The organism is Streptomyces sp. NPDC004065 (assembly GCF_044903565.1).
In the GTDB taxonomy this organism is placed as follows: Bacteria; Actinomycetota; Actinomycetes; order Streptomycetales; family Streptomycetaceae; genus Streptomyces.
In genome coordinates this window covers 22,755-39,091 of the sequence record NZ_JBJDQT010000031.1, presented here as the reverse complement: position 1 = coordinate 39,091, position 16,337 = coordinate 22,755, and the positions used below count along the sequence as shown (strand labels likewise).

The 16,337-nt window shown below is 74.1% G+C and carries 17 protein-coding genes; 10 read left to right on the top strand and 7 right to left on the bottom strand.

Going from position 1 to position 16,337, the window contains the following annotated elements:
* Window positions 1–113: 113 nt before the first annotated feature.
* Window positions 114–1,412 carry a YihY/virulence factor BrkB family protein gene (locus ACI2LW_RS27630; RefSeq protein ID WP_404733941.1) on the top strand — a complete coding sequence of 433 codons (1,299 nt, stop codon included), beginning with the start codon at window positions 114–116 and terminating at the stop codon, window positions 1,410–1,412.
* A 482-nt stretch (window positions 1,413–1,894) separates the two neighbouring features.
* On the top strand, window positions 1,895–3,268 hold the full coding sequence (locus tag ACI2LW_RS27625; protein ID WP_404733940.1) for a hypothetical protein: 1,374 nt from the start codon (window positions 1,895–1,897) through the stop codon (window positions 3,266–3,268).
* Between the two features lie 34 nt (window positions 3,269–3,302).
* Here the strand turns inward: ACI2LW_RS27625 and ACI2LW_RS27620 are convergent, their stop codons facing one another.
* Window positions 3,303–4,838, bottom strand: a complete 1,536-nt coding sequence (locus ACI2LW_RS27620) for a hypothetical protein (RefSeq protein ID WP_404733939.1) — start codon at window positions 4,836–4,838, stop codon at window positions 3,303–3,305.
* 178 nt (window positions 4,839–5,016) lie between these two features.
* Here ACI2LW_RS27620 and ACI2LW_RS27615 point away from each other — a divergent pair, with 178 nt between their 5' ends.
* The 3 genes from ACI2LW_RS27615 (at window position 5,017) to tgmB (ending at window position 6,670) form a co-directional block, all read left to right on the top strand.
* Complete coding sequence (locus ACI2LW_RS27615) at window positions 5,017–5,358, top strand: YkvA family protein (RefSeq protein WP_404733938.1); 342 nt, start codon at window positions 5,017–5,019, stop codon at window positions 5,356–5,358.
* A 121-nt stretch (window positions 5,359–5,479) separates the two neighbouring features.
* On the top strand, window positions 5,480–5,671 hold the full coding sequence (gene tgmA, locus ACI2LW_RS27610) for a putative ATP-grasp-modified RiPP (RefSeq protein WP_404733937.1): 192 nt from the start codon (window positions 5,480–5,482) through the stop codon (window positions 5,669–5,671).
* A gap of 15 nt (window positions 5,672–5,686) precedes the next feature.
* Window positions 5,687–6,670, top strand: a complete 984-nt coding sequence (gene tgmB / locus ACI2LW_RS27605) for an ATP-grasp ribosomal peptide maturase (protein WP_404733936.1) — start codon at window positions 5,687–5,689, stop codon at window positions 6,668–6,670.
* A gap of 331 nt (window positions 6,671–7,001) precedes the next feature.
* Here tgmB and ACI2LW_RS27600 read toward each other — a convergent pair whose 3' ends face one another.
* The 3 genes from ACI2LW_RS27600 to ACI2LW_RS27590 all read right to left on the bottom strand — a co-directional run bounded on the left by ACI2LW_RS27600 (window position 7,002) and on the right by ACI2LW_RS27590 (window position 8,828).
* Complete coding sequence (locus ACI2LW_RS27600) at window positions 7,002–7,259, bottom strand: DUF5133 domain-containing protein (RefSeq protein ID WP_404733935.1); 258 nt, start codon at window positions 7,257–7,259, stop codon at window positions 7,002–7,004.
* Window positions 7,260–7,792: 533 nt separating this feature from the next.
* Window positions 7,793–8,341, bottom strand: a complete 549-nt coding sequence (locus tag ACI2LW_RS27595) for a hypothetical protein (RefSeq protein ID WP_404733934.1) — start codon at window positions 8,339–8,341, stop codon at window positions 7,793–7,795.
* 43 nt (window positions 8,342–8,384) lie between these two features.
* Complete coding sequence (locus tag ACI2LW_RS27590; protein WP_404733996.1) at window positions 8,385–8,828, bottom strand: ATP-binding protein; 444 nt, start codon at window positions 8,826–8,828, stop codon at window positions 8,385–8,387.
* 258 nt (window positions 8,829–9,086) lie between these two features.
* Between ACI2LW_RS27590 and ACI2LW_RS27585 the strand changes: the two genes are divergently transcribed.
* On the top strand, window positions 9,087–9,317 hold the full coding sequence (locus tag ACI2LW_RS27585; RefSeq protein WP_404733933.1) for a DUF397 domain-containing protein: 231 nt from the start codon (window positions 9,087–9,089) through the stop codon (window positions 9,315–9,317).
* Window positions 9,318–9,413: 96 nt separating this feature from the next.
* Window positions 9,414–10,334: a helix-turn-helix domain-containing protein gene (locus tag ACI2LW_RS27580; protein ID WP_404733932.1), complete on the top strand. Its 921-nt coding sequence runs from the start codon at window positions 9,414–9,416 to the stop codon at window positions 10,332–10,334.
* A 207-nt stretch (window positions 10,335–10,541) separates the two neighbouring features.
* Here ACI2LW_RS27580 and ACI2LW_RS27575 read toward each other — a convergent pair whose 3' ends face one another.
* Window positions 10,542–11,360 (bottom strand): SAM-dependent methyltransferase, encoded by an 819-nt coding sequence (locus tag ACI2LW_RS27575; RefSeq protein ID WP_404733931.1) that lies wholly within the window; start codon window positions 11,358–11,360, stop codon window positions 10,542–10,544.
* Window positions 11,361–11,755: 395 nt separating this feature from the next.
* Between ACI2LW_RS27575 and ACI2LW_RS27570 the strand changes: the two genes are divergently transcribed.
* Window positions 11,756–12,643, top strand: coding sequence for a Gfo/Idh/MocA family protein (locus ACI2LW_RS27570; RefSeq protein ID WP_404733930.1), 888 nt, complete (start codon window positions 11,756–11,758; stop codon window positions 12,641–12,643).
* A gap of 140 nt (window positions 12,644–12,783) precedes the next feature.
* On the opposite strand, the gene ACI2LW_RS27565 is transcribed toward ACI2LW_RS27570, so the two are convergent.
* Entirely contained in the window at window positions 12,784–13,062 is a 279-nt protein-coding gene (locus tag ACI2LW_RS27565) for a GlsB/YeaQ/YmgE family stress response membrane protein (protein ID WP_404733929.1), read from the bottom strand.
* A gap of 333 nt (window positions 13,063–13,395) precedes the next feature.
* Here ACI2LW_RS27565 and ACI2LW_RS27560 point away from each other — a divergent pair, with 333 nt between their 5' ends.
* Both ACI2LW_RS27560 and ACI2LW_RS27555 read left to right on the top strand, forming a co-directional pair.
* Window positions 13,396–14,598, top strand: coding sequence for a beta-1,3-glucanase family protein (locus ACI2LW_RS27560; RefSeq protein WP_404733928.1), 1,203 nt, complete (start codon window positions 13,396–13,398; stop codon window positions 14,596–14,598).
* An 80-nt stretch (window positions 14,599–14,678) separates the two neighbouring features.
* Window positions 14,679–15,779, top strand: coding sequence for a PP2C family protein-serine/threonine phosphatase (locus ACI2LW_RS27555; RefSeq protein ID WP_404733927.1), 1,101 nt, complete (start codon window positions 14,679–14,681; stop codon window positions 15,777–15,779).
* A gap of 30 nt (window positions 15,780–15,809) precedes the next feature.
* Here ACI2LW_RS27555 and ACI2LW_RS27550 read toward each other — a convergent pair whose 3' ends face one another.
* On the bottom strand, window positions 15,810–16,250 hold the full coding sequence (locus tag ACI2LW_RS27550; protein ID WP_404733926.1) for an Lrp/AsnC family transcriptional regulator: 441 nt from the start codon (window positions 16,248–16,250) through the stop codon (window positions 15,810–15,812).
* Between the last annotated feature and the right edge of the window lie 87 nt (window positions 16,251–16,337).

Below are 16,337 nucleotides of genomic sequence, written 5' to 3'. Positions count from 1 at the left end.
TTCTCGCGCCCCGTGCGCCGCACGGGCACCGCCGGTCCTCCCGGTGGTCCGCGCCGGAGCCCGCCGGCGACAACGCCAGGCGTGTTTGCGGCCGCCGGGGACACCCGGAGACCATGAACCGACTGCACCTTCCCGGTCTCCGGGACCACTCCACCACGAAGGACGCCCGGACACGCGACGAGGACGCCGGTCCCGGCCGCGGCCGGGAGGCGCCCGCACCGCAGGACCAGGACCCGCGGGGCCACGACACGCGGGCCCACGACACGCGGGATCCGGACGCGCCGGTTCCGGGCGCGCGGGAGCAGGACGCGCCCGACCGGCGGGCGCCCGCGGCTGAGGACCCGGACGCCGCTGCCCGGCAGGACCGGGAGGACCGGGAGGACCGGGAGGACCGGGAGGACCGCGGCAAGGACGCCGGGCCCGGGGACTTCGGCCCGGACGCCGCGGCCGAGCACGACGCACCCGACTCCCCCACCGACCTGCCCGGACACTCCTGGATCGCGGTGTTCCGCCGGGTCCTCGCGGAGTTCCAGGACGACGAGCTGACCGACCGCGCCGCCGCGTTGACGTACTACGGGGTGCTGTCGCTGTTCCCGGCACTGCTGGTGCTGGTCTCCCTGCTCGGCGTGGCCGGGAAGTCGGCCACCCAGCAGGTGCTCGACAACCTGCAGAAGCTCACGCCCGGTTCCGCGCGGGACATCATCACCAACGCGGTGCAGCAGCTCCAGAGCAACGCCGGCGTGGGCTCCGTGCTCGCGGTGGTGGGCCTGCTGGGCGCCGTCTGGTCGGCCTCCGGCTATGTCGCCGGCTTCATCCGGGCGGCCAACGCGGTCTACGACATCCCCGAGGGGCGTCCCGTCTGGAAGGTCCTGCCGCTGCGGGTGGCGCTGACCGTGGCCCTGATGATCCTCGCGGTGGCGAGCGCCCTGATCGTGGTCTTCACCGGCACCCTGGCCCGGCAGGTGGGGACCGCCCTCGGCATGGGCGACGCCGCGCTGACCGCGTGGTCCATCGCCAAGTGGCCGGTCCTGGTGCTCCTGGTGACGATGATGATCGCGCTGCTGTACTGGGCCACGCCCAACGCCAGGGTCCGCGGCTTCCGGTGGATCACCCCCGGCAGCCTGCTCGCCCTGCTGATCTGGCTGGCGGCCTCGGCGGGTTTTGCCTTCTACGTGGCCAACTTCGGCTCGTACAACAAGACCTACGGCACCCTGGCCGGCGTCATCGTCTTCCTCGTGTGGCTGTGGGTGACCAACCTGGCGATCCTGCTGGGCCTGGAGTTCGACGCGGAGATGGCGCGTCAGCGAGTGATCGACGGCGGCCACCCGGCGGAGAGCGAGCCGTACGTGGAGCCCCGGGACACCCGCGCCTGGGACGAGCAGGACCAGCGGCGCATGGACGAGGGCTGCTAGCCGATAACAACCGGCAGGGCCGCCGCGGCACGAGGTGCCCCGGGCGCCATTGCCCGGCGGCCACGGCACCACGAGCGGCCGCGCGTCCCCCTGCCGGACGGGCCACGCGTGTTGACTCGCGTGGCCCGTCCGGCATGAGGGGCGTCCCGGACCGTGCGCGGCGGGCGGCGGCCGAAGGGGCGAGGGCCGTCAGCCTCCAGGGGGCGTCCCCCGGGCCGAACGCAGCGGTCGGCCCGGACCGAACGCGGCAGGCGCGCGTCAACGTCGCGCCACGGGCCGCCGGGTCCGCGGCGGGCACCCCGCCCTGGGCCGACCGGGTGGCAGCGCTTCGCCGCACAGCGGTCCTGACCTCGCCGAAGAGCCCATACCGCGAGAATCGGGAGCAACCCGGCCGGAGCCGATCGGCCCCCCACGCGACCGATCATGATCGGCCCTGGCGATACTGGAAGGCACATCCGCCCCCCCCGCCCGCAGATTGGACCATGACGAACTCCCGCTCGCACCGTCCCCCGGCCCCGGCCACCGTCTGGCCGGCCCGCGGCCGTCACATCGGACCGGCCGCGCAGGACGTCGTACGCCGCCGCCTGGAGGGCCTCACGGCCGACGGCGTCCTCCACAGCCACCTCGAACTCGACGGCACCGACCCCGCCCAGGGGCATGTGTTCGAGGCCCGCTGGCAGCTCCCCGAGGAGGTGACCGTACGCGCCCGGCTCGCCCTGTCGCCGTACCGCGACCCCGGCGAGGGGCAGGAGTGGCTGCTGATCGCGGAGGCGGAGCGGCCCTGGGACCCGGCCTGGCCCTCCCCCGCCACCATGTTCTGGCCGCCCCGGCAAGGCGCGGAGGACGGCGGCTGGGACCACGAGGCCGTCACGGGGCTGCGTCTGGGCGAGGTCAATCCGCTGCCGGAGGACGACAAGGAACTGCGCCGGGTGCTGCGGCACGCGGTGCGCGACGACTGGGCCGTCCACGTCGTCGTGCACGAGGCCATGACCCCCGACGAGCAGGGCCGGGCGGCGCTGGTGCGTCTGCTGCCGGAGAGCCTGCGGCACCGGGTCGTGGAGCACCGCGCCGCGCCGCACCGCCTGCGGGCCGTCAACTGGGTGCTGGACGACTTCGGCACCCGGGTGCCGCGCGGCGGGGCGGTCGTCCTGCCCGGCGGGCCGAAGGCCACCGGGCACGATCACGATCCGCGCGAGTTCTCCGTGCGCAGCGTCTTCCTGGACGGCACGGAGCCGACGGAGTTCCTCGACGCGGTGACGCGTTTCGCCGCGCTGCCGCGGCCCCTGCCCCAGGGCGGCGAGGCGGCGCTCACCGCGCTGCGCGAGGAGTGGCACCTGAGGACCATGGAGGAGGAACTCGCCCACGCCCGTGAGCTCGTGGCCATGTACGCCGAGGCGCTGGAGGCCATGACGCGGAGCCGCGACCTGTACCGGGACGCGGCGGAGCGGGCGCACGAGGCGCTCGCCGTGTACCGCGAGGCGGAGGACCTGCCGCCGCTGCGCAGGCCGGCCGCCCCGTCGGCGGGCTCCCCCCTGCGGCAGCTGGCCCGGGGCCTGGGGCGGCTGAAGGAGTCGGCGCTGTCCCGGCGCTCCGGCGGGAGCGAGGCCCCTGTCCGGGTTCCGGCGCCGGGAGCGGAGCCGGAACCGGAGCGGGGTGCACGGCCCGGTGCGGAGGCGGGCGCGAGCGCGGACTCCGGTTCGGGCCCGGGCTCCGGCTCGAACTCGGGTTCGGGTTCGGGGTCGGGGTCCGGTCCGGTGGAGGCGTCCGGCGATACGGCGCCGGACGGCGCCGCCGCCGTCCCGGGGACGAGCGGACCGACGGGTACGGCGCGGACGCGGGACGTCCAGGGGCCGTGACCCGGACCGGCCCGGTCAGTCGGTCGGGGCCCGGTCAGTCGGTCGGGCTCGGCGCCGGGGGCGGTGCGGGGGGCGGCGCCGGATGCGGTGCGGGGTGCCGTTCGGCGACCTGCACCATCAGCAGCAGCGAGAGGGCGGCCAGGGACGCCAGGGACGCGCACGCGGCGGTGAGCCCCGCGCTCCAGGGCGGCGCCACCGTGATCGCCAGGGAGCGGGACAGCTCCGCCGAGGCGAACCTGCCCTCGACATAGCCGATCCCGGCCAGCACTCCCGGCAGTACGGCGCTCGCGACCAGCACGGCGACACCGGCGCGCAGGGCCAGGACGACGGCGAGGGCGCCGCACAGCGCTGAGGCGGCGAGCGTGACGCCGTAGACGAGCGGGGAGACGCCCTCGCGCCGCAGGGGGAAGTAGGCCGCGCCGCAGACGACCAGGGCCGCGGCGGCCAGCCAGCTGGGCCAGAACACGGGCCGGCGGGCCCGGGCGCGGCGCCGGGACGGCCGGACGGGCACCTCGCCGTCCGGGACGTCCGCTGCCGCTTCGGCCGAGGACACGCGCTCTGGCACGAGACCGGGGACGGGACCGGGGCCGGGTGCGCCCGCTTCCGCCGGCGCGAGGCTCGCGACGGGCGCGTCCGCGGCCGTGGGCGCGCCCGATCCGGCCGGCGTGAGGCGTGGGCAGGCCGTGTCCGGAGCCACGGATGCGCCGACTGCCGAGGACGCCTCCGGCGCCCCGGGTGAACCCGCCGCCGCGAGCGCGTCCGGCGCCACGGGTACAGCCGCCGCCGAAGGCACGTCCGGCGCCAGGGGTGCGCCCGCCACCGAGGACACGTCCGGTGCCATGGGTGCGCCCGCCGCCGAAGGTGCGTCCGCCGCGGGGAGGGCGGATGCGGGCGGCGCGTCCGGGGGCGGAGGCCTCCAGGTCCCGCCCGCGCCCTGCTCCCGCGGCGGTTGCGGGGCCTGCGGCGCCTGCGGCGCCTGCTGCTCCTTCGGCGCGTGTCCGGCCGCCGGGGCCGCCCTACGGGGCCGGACCCCGTCGCGGGCGCCGTGCGCTCCGCCGGCGCGTTCCCGGGTCAACCGCCCTATGATCTCGACGAGTTCCTCGACCGGCCGGCCCGCCGCGGCCGCCCGGACCGCCTCCCGGCCGCAGTGCGGCTGCTGCGGCGCCCGGTGCAGCAGCGCCACCAGCCGGGTGACGTCCGCCACACCGCGGCTCACGACGGCCGCGCGGATCGTGTCGTCGGCGCTGTCCGCCGGGCGCGGCGGCCTGGTCAGCTCGGCGATCAGCCGGGCCACGTCCTCGACCGGGCGGTCCAGCGCCACCGCGCGCAGCACCTGGGCGGCGGCGCCGGGGTACTCGGGTGACTCCTCCAGCAGGGTGACGAGCCGCACGACCTCCTCCACGGGCCGGTCGCCGACGGCCGCCTGCACCAGACCACGCACCGGATCGCCGTCCACGCGCTCGCCGTCGCCGCCGCCCACGAGCCCGCCGGGCGGACCGGCCCAGTGGATCTCCTCGGTGAAGGCGATGACGGACTGGTCCGACTGGGGTGGTGAAGGGCGGGTGGTCATCTGGGCTCCATGGCAGGGGTGCGGCCGCTCCTGCGCCCCCGAGGCGCGACACGCCATTTACCCTGACCATTACCGAGGTCCCCGCGACACCTCGCCAGCCGGGTGAGCCACGGGAGTGACGGGGCATCCGGAAGGAAGCCGGGCACCCGGCCCGGCACCCACCGAAGGGACGCGAGCCGTGGACTCCACCACCAAGGCGCTGCTCGTCGCCGCGGTTCTCGCGGCCGTCGTACTCGCCCTCGCCGCGGGCGTCTTCGTACGGCTGCTGCGCACCCGGCGGGACCTGCGCCGGGCGGGGCTGCCGACGGGGCCGCGCTGGGTCTTCTGGGGCGCCGTCCTCTACTTCCTCCTGCCCGTCGACCTGGTGCCCGACCCGGTGTACCTGGACGACATCGGGGTCCTGCTGCTCGCCCTGCGCACGCTGCACCAGGCCGCCGGAGGCCGCGTCCCGCTGCCCGCCCGCCGGACGGAACATCCGTCACATGAGGGTCATTCCGCACCCCATGACTACGCTCCGTAAGGAAACCAATCACCCGTTCGAATCGTATTAAGTCTCGGAAACCCGAAACGAAGTCAGCGGGCCGAGTGGCACCGCGAGGTGATAACCGCTTGGCCGCGGCTGTACCGACAGGGGAGAGACGATGCAACCGTTCGCGCTCAACTACGCACGTCCGGCAGTGGAAGGAGGAGCCGGGACTCCGTACGTCTACGACCGCGGACTGCAGTTGAACGTGCTTCTCGACGGACGGATCGCCGCGTCCGACCACGCCCTGCTGAGGGAACTGGGCACCACCACGTCCACGGCGGGCTCCAAGACGCACTTCGACGACTGAACACGGCCGGCGACGATGACCGTACTGATCCTCACCGGCGAGGAGGACGTGACGGCGGACATGGTGGTGGTCCACCTGAACGCCGCCTCGGTGCCGGTGGTCCGGCTCGATCCGGCCGACCTCACCGCGGGCGTCGCCCTCTCGGGCGAATACGTGCACGGCTCCTTCCGCGGCCATCTGTCCTCCGGGGGACGGCTGGTGAGCGTGAACGGCCTGCGCTCCGTCTGGGTGCGCAGACCCGGCACGCCGGCGGCCCGGGCGGCCCAGCCGTCCCCGTGGCTGACCGAGGAGGCCGCGCAGGCCCTCTACGGCATGCTCCGGGGCTCCGGGGCGCGCTGGATGAACCATCCGGACGCGGCACAGCGGGCCCGGCACAAGCCGTGGCAGCTGCGGCTGGCCCAGCGCAGCGGCCTGCCGGTGCCCGCCACCCTCATCACGACCTTTCCGCAGGCCGCCCGGGACTTCGCGGAGCGGTTCCCGGACCTGGTGGTCAAGCCGGTCTCCGGCGCGCATCCGCAGGAACCCCCGCGGGCGGTGCCCACCAGCAGGGTCGCCCCCGACACGGACTTCGCCGCGGTCGCCTACGGCCCCACGCTGCTGCAGCGGCGGATCGCCAAGCGCGCCGACATCCGGCTGACCGCTGTGGGCGGCACCCTGCTGGCCGCCCGCAAGGAGACCCCGCCGGACGCCCATCCGGACGAGATCGACGTCCGGTTCGCCTCCGCCGCCACGCCATGGCTGCCGGCCGAGATCGCGCCGCGGGTGGCCGCGGCCGTGCGCGCCTATCTACGGTCGGCCGAACTCGCTTATGGCGCCTTCGACTTCGCCGAGGACGCCGATGGCACCTGGTGGTTCCTGGAGTGCAACCAGTCGGGCCAGTTCGGCTTCGTCGAGGTCGAGACCGGGCAGCCCATCGCACGCACCATCGCCGAGTGGCTGGCCCGCGCCGCCGTGCCGGAGGACGATCCCTCGGGCGGCAGACGCACCGTGGCCCCCTGAGCCGGGGCCGCCGCGACATCCATCCGACCCGGACCGCCGTGACACCCGTCCGCCCGGACCGCCGTGACACCCCTCCGCCCGGACCGCCGTGACACCCCTCCGCCCGGACCGGCTCTCCCGGACCCCGGGCCTGCCGGCCTCCCCCGCTCCGCGGCCCCGGGGCACGCCCGGCCCGCCAGGGGCAGCACCCTGGCCGGAAAGCGCTCTGTCGATCCGTCATGTCGGCACGCCGTGCCAGGGAAGTCCGCGTCCGGCGCCCGCCCGGCTCCCGGTCCGGATCCGCCCGGATCCGTCCGGATCCCTGTCCGGGTCCCGCCCGGCCCCCCGCGGGTCAGACGGCCAGCGACAGACCGCTGTCGCCCTCGGTGTCCGTCGCGACGTGCGCCGCGCCTCCGGCCGCGAGCAGCAGGGCGTCCGCCCTGGTGATCGCGTCATGGATGCTGGTGGTGCCCATCATGACGCACAGGGTGTAACTGACGTCCTCCAGCTCCCGGGCCGTCTCGGCCCTTTCCCTCTCCGCCTGAGCGATCTTCAGCGATGCGTACCGAGTCAGCAACGTCCTGACGGCCTTCGGGTCCGGAACCAGCACGGAGCGCCCCTCTCTCGATTTTTGCTCCGTATGCCCCAGGCACGCCGTGCCATGCATGTCAGCCGCCTCGCGGCACACGATTGACGAAATTCAGTCGATTTCCGGCCCGATGAACCACTGATCGGCACGGCCATCCGCCGTACGTGCTCCGTCGGGCAGCGATCACCGGGGCCTCCGCACTGCTCGGCCCGCTCGCACGGGCAGCGCCCGTCGGCGGCGACAGGGCGCCGCACGACCCGGCAGAGGTATCCGCAATATAGGTGCTTTGGGGGACTTCGGCCAAGATTGGGTGAGCGGCGCGCAGGGGCGTACAGAAGAACGAACCGCCGTCCGGAACCCGCCCGCGCGGACACCCTCCCGCCACGGCGGCGGATCGGCGCAGGAGTTCCCGGGCGGGCGCGGCGCTCCGGCCGCCCCCCTGCAGGCGTCCGGAGCGCCGGCCGGCCCCGGGCGGGGCGTCCCCGACCGGTCCCGGGCAGGGCGTCCGCAGGACGGGAAGTGCGCAGGTCCGGCCGTCCCCGGGGCGTGCGGGGTCAGCCGTCCAGGGCGTCGGCCAGCTCCGTCGTGGCGCGGGTGATCTCGCCGTCCGGCTCGGCCAGCAGGGTGCGCAGCGCTCCGCGCCGGGCGCGCACGGCCTGCCGGGCCCGGCGCTCCCACACCACCGGGTTCTCACGGTGGTTGAGCACCTTGGGGTAGACGGCGGCCACGGACTCCCACTGGCGCGCGTCGGCGATGTTCTTCAGCAGCTGGATGATCTGCGGCCGGCAGGTGACGTGCGGCTGCTGGGCCAGCTCCCACAGGAACGGGACCGTGGCGGCGGTCGCCTGCTCCACCACGAAGCCGTACTGGCAGATGCGGCGGCGCAGTTCGTCGAGCGCGGCGCGGGCCGTCTCGGCGTCACCCCGGGCCACGCCGAGGAGCAGGCGTGGGATGGCGGCGGCGGACCCGGTGGAGTCCCTGATCTCGCTCCAGGGCACCTGTCCCAGCGCCGAAAGGGGCGCGGCGGCGGCCACGCCGGTGGAGGAGGACGCGCGGTCGGTGCGCTGTGTGCTCGGCTGCTGCTCCGTCGGTGCGGTGCGCATGGCGTCGGCCTTTCCGCGGCGATGGTGATGGGGGGAGGGCTGTTCAGTGGGGGGGTCGGGCGGACAGCCTGGCCCACACCGTCTTGCCCGCCGGAGGACTCGGGCTCCAGCCCCACTCCTCCGCCAGGGCGTCGACGATGCACAGGCCCCGTCCGTGTTCCAGCAGGCCGTGGCCCGCGGCGGCGGGGATGGGCCGGCTGTCGCAGGGGTCGGAGACGGTGAGCACCAGATGAGCGGCGTCCAGGGCGAGCCCCAGCCACACCTGTGCGGCGCCCGGCGGGGCGTAGGGCACCGCGTGGGTCGCGGCGTTGGCCGCGAGCTCGGTCACGACGAGGGCCGCGTCGTCACCGCAGTGGGCGAGGGACCACCCGCGCAGTGTCTCCCGGGTGAACTCCCGCGCCCGGGCGAACCCCTCCCGGCCGCACTCGATGCGCAGCGCGACGGCCGGGCGCGGCACGGCCACCGCGGCCGGCAGCGGCGCGGCCATCACGGCTGCGCTCACCGGCCCGAGGTCTGGACTCGCAGCTGAGGGCACGGCATCTCCCTGATGCAACGTCACCGAACGGCGTCCACCGAGGGGTTGACGCCGCGGCTATTATCCACGCTGACGGCGCCCTCGTGCAATTGCACGCGAAATTTCTCGTGAAAGTGCGCGGACCGTGGCAGGGTCCGAGGGGACGCGGTCGGCTCCGGCCCATGGGCCGGGCCCTGCGCGCGACGGAACGTGAACAGCAAGGAGACTGCGGTGCCACCAGTGCGGAACGGAGTGCGGGCCAGTTCGCTGGACGCCCGCTGGATCAAGAGCCGGCACAGCAACGCCGAGGGCAACTGCGTCGAGGTCGCCGCCCTCGTCGGCGGAGGCATCGCGGTGCGCAATTCCCGCGACCCCGACGGCCCCGCCCTGGTCTACACCCCGGCGGAGGTGGCCGCGTTCCTGGCGGGCGCGAAGGACGGCGAGTTCGACCATCTGCTGTGAAGCGGAGGGCACTTGCCGACTTCCGGGCGGATGCGCTCCGCAGCCGGACGGTGCGATAGTGTAACCCTCAAGTCTGCCCGTCCACTGGGAGTCAGGATGTCCGCCGAGTCGCATCGCATCTCCCGCCTCGAGCCCTACCTGGACCGCGCCGAGCCGGCTCCCACGCTGCTGAAGATGCTGGTCGGCGTCCAGCTGGCCGGCTTCCGCGAGGACGCCCGAATGTCCCAGGAGCAGGCGGCGCGCGAACTCGGGTTCAGTGCCGCCAAGCTCTCGCGCATCGAGTCGGGCAAGGGCCGCAGGCCCCCGGCCGAGGCCGACGTCCGCGCCCTGCTGCGGCTGTACGGGACCGACGAGTACGAGGCGTCCGTCCTGCTCAGGCTGTTGCGCCGGGCCGGTGAGCCCGGCTGGTGGCAGCGCTACGACAAGCGTCTGATGCCGGAGTGGTTCGACCGCCTCGTGGGGCTCCAGGAGGCGGCCGCCGCCATCCGTACCTTCGAGATCCAGTACGTGCCCGGCCTGCTCCAGACCGCGGCGTACACGCGCGCCGTGGTGGAGCGCGGGCTGCCGACCGCCTCCGCCGGAGAGGTGCAGCGCCGCGTCGAACTGCGCATGCGCCGCGCGCAGTTGCTGGACCGCCGGGACGCCCCACAGCTGTGGGCGGTCGTCGACGAGTCGGTGCTCCTGCGGGTGCTGGGCAGCCGCGAGGTCATGCGCGAGCAGCTCGCCCACCTCGCCGCCATGGCCGAGCGTCCCAACGTCACGGTGCAGGTCGTGCCGCTGGACGTGACCAACGCGTCCGCGCCCGCCATACCGATCACCTATCTCCGGTTCGGTGGCCTGGACCTGCCGGACGTGGTGTACCTCGAGCACATCAGGAGCGCCAACTTCCTGGAGGACCGGGACGAGACGGAGGAGTACCGGATCGCCCTGGACCGGCTGGCCGACGAGGCGCTCACCCCCCAGGAGTCCCTGGCACTGCTGCGCAAGACGATGGAGGACCGGTACTCGGCGCCCTGAGCGCGCCGCACGGGTCGGCGTACGCCGGCCCGGCGCTCGTGCCAGCACGGCGCACGCGCACGCGCACGGCGCACGCGCACGGCGACGGAGAACGGCGAGCGCCCCTCGCGGTGAACCACCGAACCGGTGGCCGCGGGGGGCGCTCGCCGTTCGCGTGCCGGGACGGGCCGGCGCGGGGCCCGCGTCGCGTCGGCGGGCGGCCGCGCGCTAGCGGACCAGGCCCAGGCCTCCGAACTCGACCCACTCATGGGTGAGCTGACGGGGTGCCACCTCGGTGTCCGGCCGCCAGGTGGACACCTCCACGAGACCCGGCTCGAGGATCTCCAGGCCGTCGAACCACGCGGCGACGTCCTTCTCCTGGCGCACCCGCCCCCAGTGGCCCTGCGTGACCTTGTCCATGAAGTCCGTGACGAACGCGCGGACCTCGGGGTCCTCGCTGACCAGCTGGCACATCAGCATGATGCTGCCGGGCGCGAGCCGCTCGCGCACCCGCTCGACCACGGCGGGCGGGCCGTCGGTCTCGCTGTCCGGGATGCAGTGGAAGACGGAGTTGAACAGCACGGCCACCGGCTGTGAGAAGTCGATCAGCCGGCGGGTGTCCGGGTGCGCGAGGATGTCGTCGGTCTGCCGCAGATCGGCGTGGATGACGGCGGTGCGCTCGTCCTGCTCCAGCAGGGCGCGGCCGTGGACCAGCACCATCGGGTCGTTGTCCACGTAGACCACGCGGCTGTCCGGGTCGACGCGCTGGGCGACCTGGTGCACGTTGTCCTGGGTGGGCAGGCCGGATCCGTGGTCGAGGAACTGCCGGATGCCGTACTCCGCGGCGATCACCCTGACGGCGCGCTGGAGGAAGCGCCGGTTGTTCAGGGCGAGCCGGCGCGTGCTGGGGACGACCTTGTCGAGTTCCTCGCACGCCGAACGGTCCGCGGCGTAGTTGTCCTTGCCGCCGAGGTAGTAGTCGTACATACGCGCGGCGGTGGGCACGTTCTCGTCGATCTTCGTGGACAGCTGGTTCTCCGCAGGCATCGTTCCCCCAACTCGCCGGTTCCACCGCGCCAACTGGGCCGGTTCGACTGAGAGTACATCCTAGGGAACCCGGGTTCCGCGCAACCACCGCATGGCCGAACCCGGGCCCCGCACACCCCGGTTCAGCTCCGGACCGTCACAACTCCTTCACCGCGCGTGACTCTTCGGGGCGTCGCCGCGGAGCACCCGGTCACCGTGTCGGCCAAGTCGGCCAAGGCGGAGTCCCGGATCCCGCCGCCCCCGCACCGGGTCCCGGATCCCGACGCCCCCTCACCGGGTCCCGGGTCCCGCCGCGCTCCTGCCCCGTCCGCCGGTTTCTGTGACACCCTCGGCCACGGACGATCGGTCCCCCGGGCCGGCCGTCACCCTGTTCGGCACAGTGGAGAGGCAGCGGTATGCGCATCGGACTGCTCGGCACCGGCCCCTGGGCGCAGATGGTCCACGCCCCCGCCCTGAGCGGGCACGAAGCGGTGGACTTCGCCGGCGTGTGGGGACGGCGTACCGACGCCGCCAAGGAACTGGCAGGCCAACACGGGGTGTCCGCCTTCGACGAGGTCGACGCCCTGCTCGACGACGTGGACGCGGTCGCGATCGCGCTGCCGCCGCACGTACAGGCCCCACTCGCACAGCGGGCGGCGCGCGCCGGACGCCATCTGCTGCTCGACAAGCCGCTGGCCACGACGGTGCCCGAGGGCCGGGCCGTGGCGCAGGCCGCCCGCGAGGCGGGCGTCGCCTCGGTCGTCTTCTTCACCACCCGCTTCCAGCCCGGGCCGCAGGCGTGGATCGCCGAACAGGCGGCCCGGGAGAACTGGTTCACCGGGCGGGCCGAGTGGCTGGGGGCGGTGTTCACCGGCGACAGCCCGTTCGCCGCCTCGCCGTGGCGGCGGGAGAAGGGCGCCCTGTGGGACGTGGGTCCGCACGCGCTGTCGGTGCTGCTGCCGGTGCTGGGCGACGTACGGCGGGTCACGGCCGCGGCACACGGCCCCGGGGACACCGTGCACGCGGTCCTGGACCACGTCGGGGGCGCCTCGAGCACGCTGACCCTGAGCCTGACCGCTCCCCCGGCGGCCGCCGGAGCCCGCGTGGAACTGCGGGGCGAGGACGGGGTGACCGTGCTGCCGGAGGACACCGAAGGGGCCGTTCCCGCTTTCGGCCGTGCGGTGGACGCGCTGCTCACCGCCGCGCGCACCGGGCGCCCGCACCCGTGCGACGCCGCCTTCGGCCTGCGGGTCACCGAGATACTCGCGGCGACGGAGGCCCTGCTGGCGCGCGACGCCGGCTGACCGGCGCCCGCACGGGCGCGACGGCACGCCGGGCGTCCGCGGCGTGCCGTGCCGGGCACACATGTGGCCGGGCCGGCGGTCCCGGCCCGGCCACTCCAGGCATGGTCATGACAGTGAAACGTGCCCCCCGGGCGCGTCACTCACGCGTGCCGGTGCGAACGCCGGTTGCCCGTGAAGACCCGGTAGAGCACGAGCAGGATCAGCGAACCGACGATCGCGGCGATCCAGGTCGACAGATCGAAGAAGCCGTCGATCGAGTCGACTCCGAAGATGACCTTGCCGAGCCAGCCGCCGAGCAGACCACCCACGATGCCGATCAGCATGGTGACGATGATGCCGCCCGGGTCCTTGCCCGGAAGAAGCAGCTTGGCGATGGCACCGGCCAGCAGGCCGATCAGAATCCAGGCGATGATGCCCACGTTTCCTCCATGATCCGTCGTGTACAGGTGTGCTTATCGGATGCACACAACGGACGGCGGCAAACCTGCCGGAGGGCGGCGAACTTCGCCGCCGCACCCCTTAAACGATCCTTAAGGCCGGATTAAGCGTCGCTCGCGTCGGCCGGATTTCTCAAGTAACCGCAGGACAACGGCGTTTGGACGTGCGGCGCAACGGTTGGCCCGGATCGTTGAGCTGCGTACCATCGGCCGCGACCACGGCGGCGTGAGAGCGCTCTCACCGGCTCGCCCGCGAGTGCCCTGCGCCCTGCCGGCGGTCCGACCCCACCTCCGAGCCAAGGAGACACCCCCCACATGACCCCTCGTCACCAGCGCGCCCTCGGGCGCCGGAAGTTCCTCGTGGCCCTCGGCGGCGCGGCGGTGGCCGCTCCGGCCGTCGCAGCGATCGCTCCCCACGCCCTCGCCGGCACCACCGAGCGGACCAGGACGACGGCCGCCGCGGGCACGCTGCCGCTGACCCTGGTCAACAACAGCGGCGCCTTCGAGAACTCCTCCGTCCACGTCTACATCGTGGGCAACAAGGACGGCCGGCAGGTCCGGGTCACCCCGGACGGCGGGCTCGCGCCGGTCGCCGTGTCGGACAACGGCGCCGACGGCTTCACCGACTACGCGATATCCCTCTCCGGCAGCGGCGAGACCCGGCTGTCCCTGCCACAGATGTCCGGCCGGATCTACGTCTCCCTGGGCCAGAAGCTGAAGTTCAAGGCCGTGACCGACGGCAGCGGGGCCGCCGCTCTGCAGTTCCCGGCGGGCTGGGTGTCCTCGGACCCCAACTTCCGCGTGCTGCACGACTGTGCCGAGTTCACCTACAACTCCGCCGGCATGTTCTGCAACACCACCATGGTCGACATGTTCAGCGTGCCGCTGAGCATCCGGCTCACCGGCGCGAAGGACCAGACGACCGGGACCGTGCGCGGCGGCGGGCGGGCGGCCGCGTTCGCCGCGGTACGCCGGGTCGAGGAGTTCGCGAAGCTGGTCATCGACGACACGCGCGTCATCGCTCCCGGCCACGGCCTGGACGCGGGCCTGTTCCCCAAGGACTACCTCGCGCCGTACATCGACGAGGTCTGGAGCACCTACACCGGGAAGGACCTGAAGGTCACCACCAACGCGGGAACCTTCACCGGCCGGGTGCGCGGCGGGAAGCTCGCCTTCACCGGGCCGGGCTCCGTCTCCTTCGACAAGCCCTCCACCCGGGACGTCCTGTTCTGCGACGGCACCCTCGCCGCGCCCAACGACGGCACGACGGGTCCGGTCGCCGCGGTGCTGGGCGCGGGCTTCAACCGCTCGACCCTGGTGAGCACGGCCGCCCAGCCGGTCACCGATGCCGGGGCCTTCTACCGGACCGGCCTGACCAACCACTACGCCAAGGCCATGCACGCGGCCACCGAGGACGGCCGGGCGTACGGGTTCGCCTTCGACGACGTGGCGGACTTCGCCTCCTACATCCAGGACACGGCGCCCACCGGGATCCGGCTGACCCTCACGCCGTTCTAGGCGCGCGCCGGGACACGGGCCGCACGCCGGGGCCCGTGTCCCGGCGTGCGGGACGGGCCGCGGCGTAGCAGCGTGGTGGTGTGGTGAAGCTGCCTGTCCAGGTGCCCCGCCATGACCCGGACCGGCGGGGCTGGCTGCGGGGCGCCCCACCGCCGCGCTGGGTGCGCCTGCTGCCCGTCCTGCTGGTCGTCGCCGTGGTCCTGGTGACGCTGCTCAACCCGAGCGCGCTGGACATCGGCTTCCTGCTGGGCGCCATTCCGCCACTGGCGGTGCTGTCCTACGGGCCGCTGGCGACCGGGCTGCTCGGCGCGGTGGTCGTCACCCTGCTGACGGTGCCGGCCTTCGGCCTGAACCACCCCGGGAACACCGATCTGGAGACGGTCTGCTTCGTCGCCGTGCTCAGCGTGTTCCTGTCCTACGTGCGCAGCCGCCGGGACGCGCAGCTGGACCTGGAGCGCACGGTCGCCGAGGCCGCGCAGCGCGCCGTGGTCCCGCCGCTCGCCGAGCGGGTGGGGGCGGTGCGCTGCGCGGGTCTGTACCGGGCGGCGCAGCGCGGGACGCTGGTCGGCGGGGACTTCTTCGACGTGCGCCTGGGGCCGTACGGAGTGCGGGCGGTCCTCGGCGACGTACGGGGGCACGGCCTGGCGGCGGTGTCCACCGTGGCCGCGCTGCTGGGCAGCTTCCGGGAGGCGGCGCTGGACCGTCCGGACCTGCCGGAGGTCGCCGCGGCGCTGGACCGCCGGCTGGTGGTGGACTCGGCGGAGGTCCGGCACGCGGAGCTGTTCGCCACCGCGGTGCTGCTGGAGTTCTCCGCGGACGCCCGGTCGGTGCGTTTGGCGATCTGCGGCCATCCGCCTCCGGTGCTGCTGCGGGACGGCAAGGCCACGGAGATCGAGGGCGTGCCGAGCCCGCCGCTCGGGCTCGGTCTGTCCGACGGGGCTCCGCGGCCGGAGGGGCACACCGTGCTGCTGCGGCCGGGGGACGTGCTGTTCCTGGCCTCCGACGGCGTGTCGGAGGCCCGCGACTCACGGGGTGTGTTCTACCCGCTGCTCGACCGGCTGCCGCTGCTGGCCGATCTCGACCCGGCCGCCCTGGCCGACCGTGTCCTGGCCGACCTGCTGGCGTACTGCGGCACCGTCCAGGACGACGTCACGATGCTCGTCCTCACGCCCGCCGGCTGAACGGCCGCCGAAGGGCGCGGGCCCCGGGAGTCACCCCACGTCCCACAGGAACCGGTGGGTGTGAATGCCGAAGTAGGGGAACGACTGGACCTGCCGGACGCCCTCGATCGGGCGGACCACGTCGTTGACGAAGTCGAGCAGGTCCCTGGGTCCCGGGGTGACCACCTCGGCGAACAGGTCGAACCCGCCGGAGGTCAGGACCGCGTAGACCACCTCGGCGCGCCGGGCGAGTTCGTCGGCGACCGCCCGGGGGTCGCCGTCGACGGTGATCCCGAGGAGCGCCATGGCCTGGCCGCCCATGGCCATCGGATCGGTGACGCCGACCACCTGCACGGCCTTGGAGTCGAGCAGGCGCTGCAGCCGCTGGCGGGCCGCGGACGCCGACAGGCCGACCCGGGGCCCGAGGTCCGCGTACGCGATACGCCCGTCGGTCTGCAGCTCGCGCAGGATGGCCCGGTCGATGTCGTCCACGTGTGTCGCTCTTCCTCTCCGGCCGGTCCGCCTCAGCGTAGTGCCCGCCGCCCGCCGCCCGCCGCCGGTCCGGCCGTCAGCCGGCCC

What these genes read in the sequence shown, in the direction of transcription:
- tgmA (WP_404733937.1), top strand. Translation starts at nt 5,480, where the DNA reads ATGCAACCGTTCGCGCTCAACTACGCACGTCCGGCAGTGGAAGGAGGA.
- ACI2LW_RS27575 (WP_404733931.1), bottom strand. Translation starts at nt 11,360, where the DNA reads ATGCCTGCGGAGAACCAGCTGTCCACGAAGATCGACGAGAACGTGCCC.
- ACI2LW_RS27630 (WP_404733941.1), top strand. Translation starts at nt 114, where the DNA reads ATGAACCGACTGCACCTTCCCGGTCTCCGGGACCACTCCACCACGAAG.
- ACI2LW_RS27595 (WP_404733934.1), bottom strand. Translation starts at nt 8,341, where the DNA reads ATGCGCACCGCACCGACGGAGCAGCAGCCGAGCACACAGCGCACCGAC.
- ACI2LW_RS27590 (WP_404733996.1), bottom strand. Translation starts at nt 8,828, where the DNA reads ATGGCCGCGCCGCTGCCGGCCGCGGTGGCCGTGCCGCGCCCGGCCGTC.
- ACI2LW_RS27580 (WP_404733932.1), top strand. Translation starts at nt 9,414, where the DNA reads ATGTCCGCCGAGTCGCATCGCATCTCCCGCCTCGAGCCCTACCTGGAC.
- ACI2LW_RS27620 (WP_404733939.1), bottom strand. Translation starts at nt 4,838, where the DNA reads ATGACCACCCGCCCTTCACCACCCCAGTCGGACCAGTCCGTCATCGCC.
- ACI2LW_RS27625 (WP_404733940.1), top strand. Translation starts at nt 1,895, where the DNA reads ATGACGAACTCCCGCTCGCACCGTCCCCCGGCCCCGGCCACCGTCTGG.
- tgmB (WP_404733936.1), top strand. Translation starts at nt 5,687, where the DNA reads ATGACCGTACTGATCCTCACCGGCGAGGAGGACGTGACGGCGGACATG.
- ACI2LW_RS27560 (WP_404733928.1), top strand. Translation starts at nt 13,396, where the DNA reads ATGACCCCTCGTCACCAGCGCGCCCTCGGGCGCCGGAAGTTCCTCGTG.
- ACI2LW_RS27570 (WP_404733930.1), top strand. Translation starts at nt 11,756, where the DNA reads ATGCGCATCGGACTGCTCGGCACCGGCCCCTGGGCGCAGATGGTCCAC.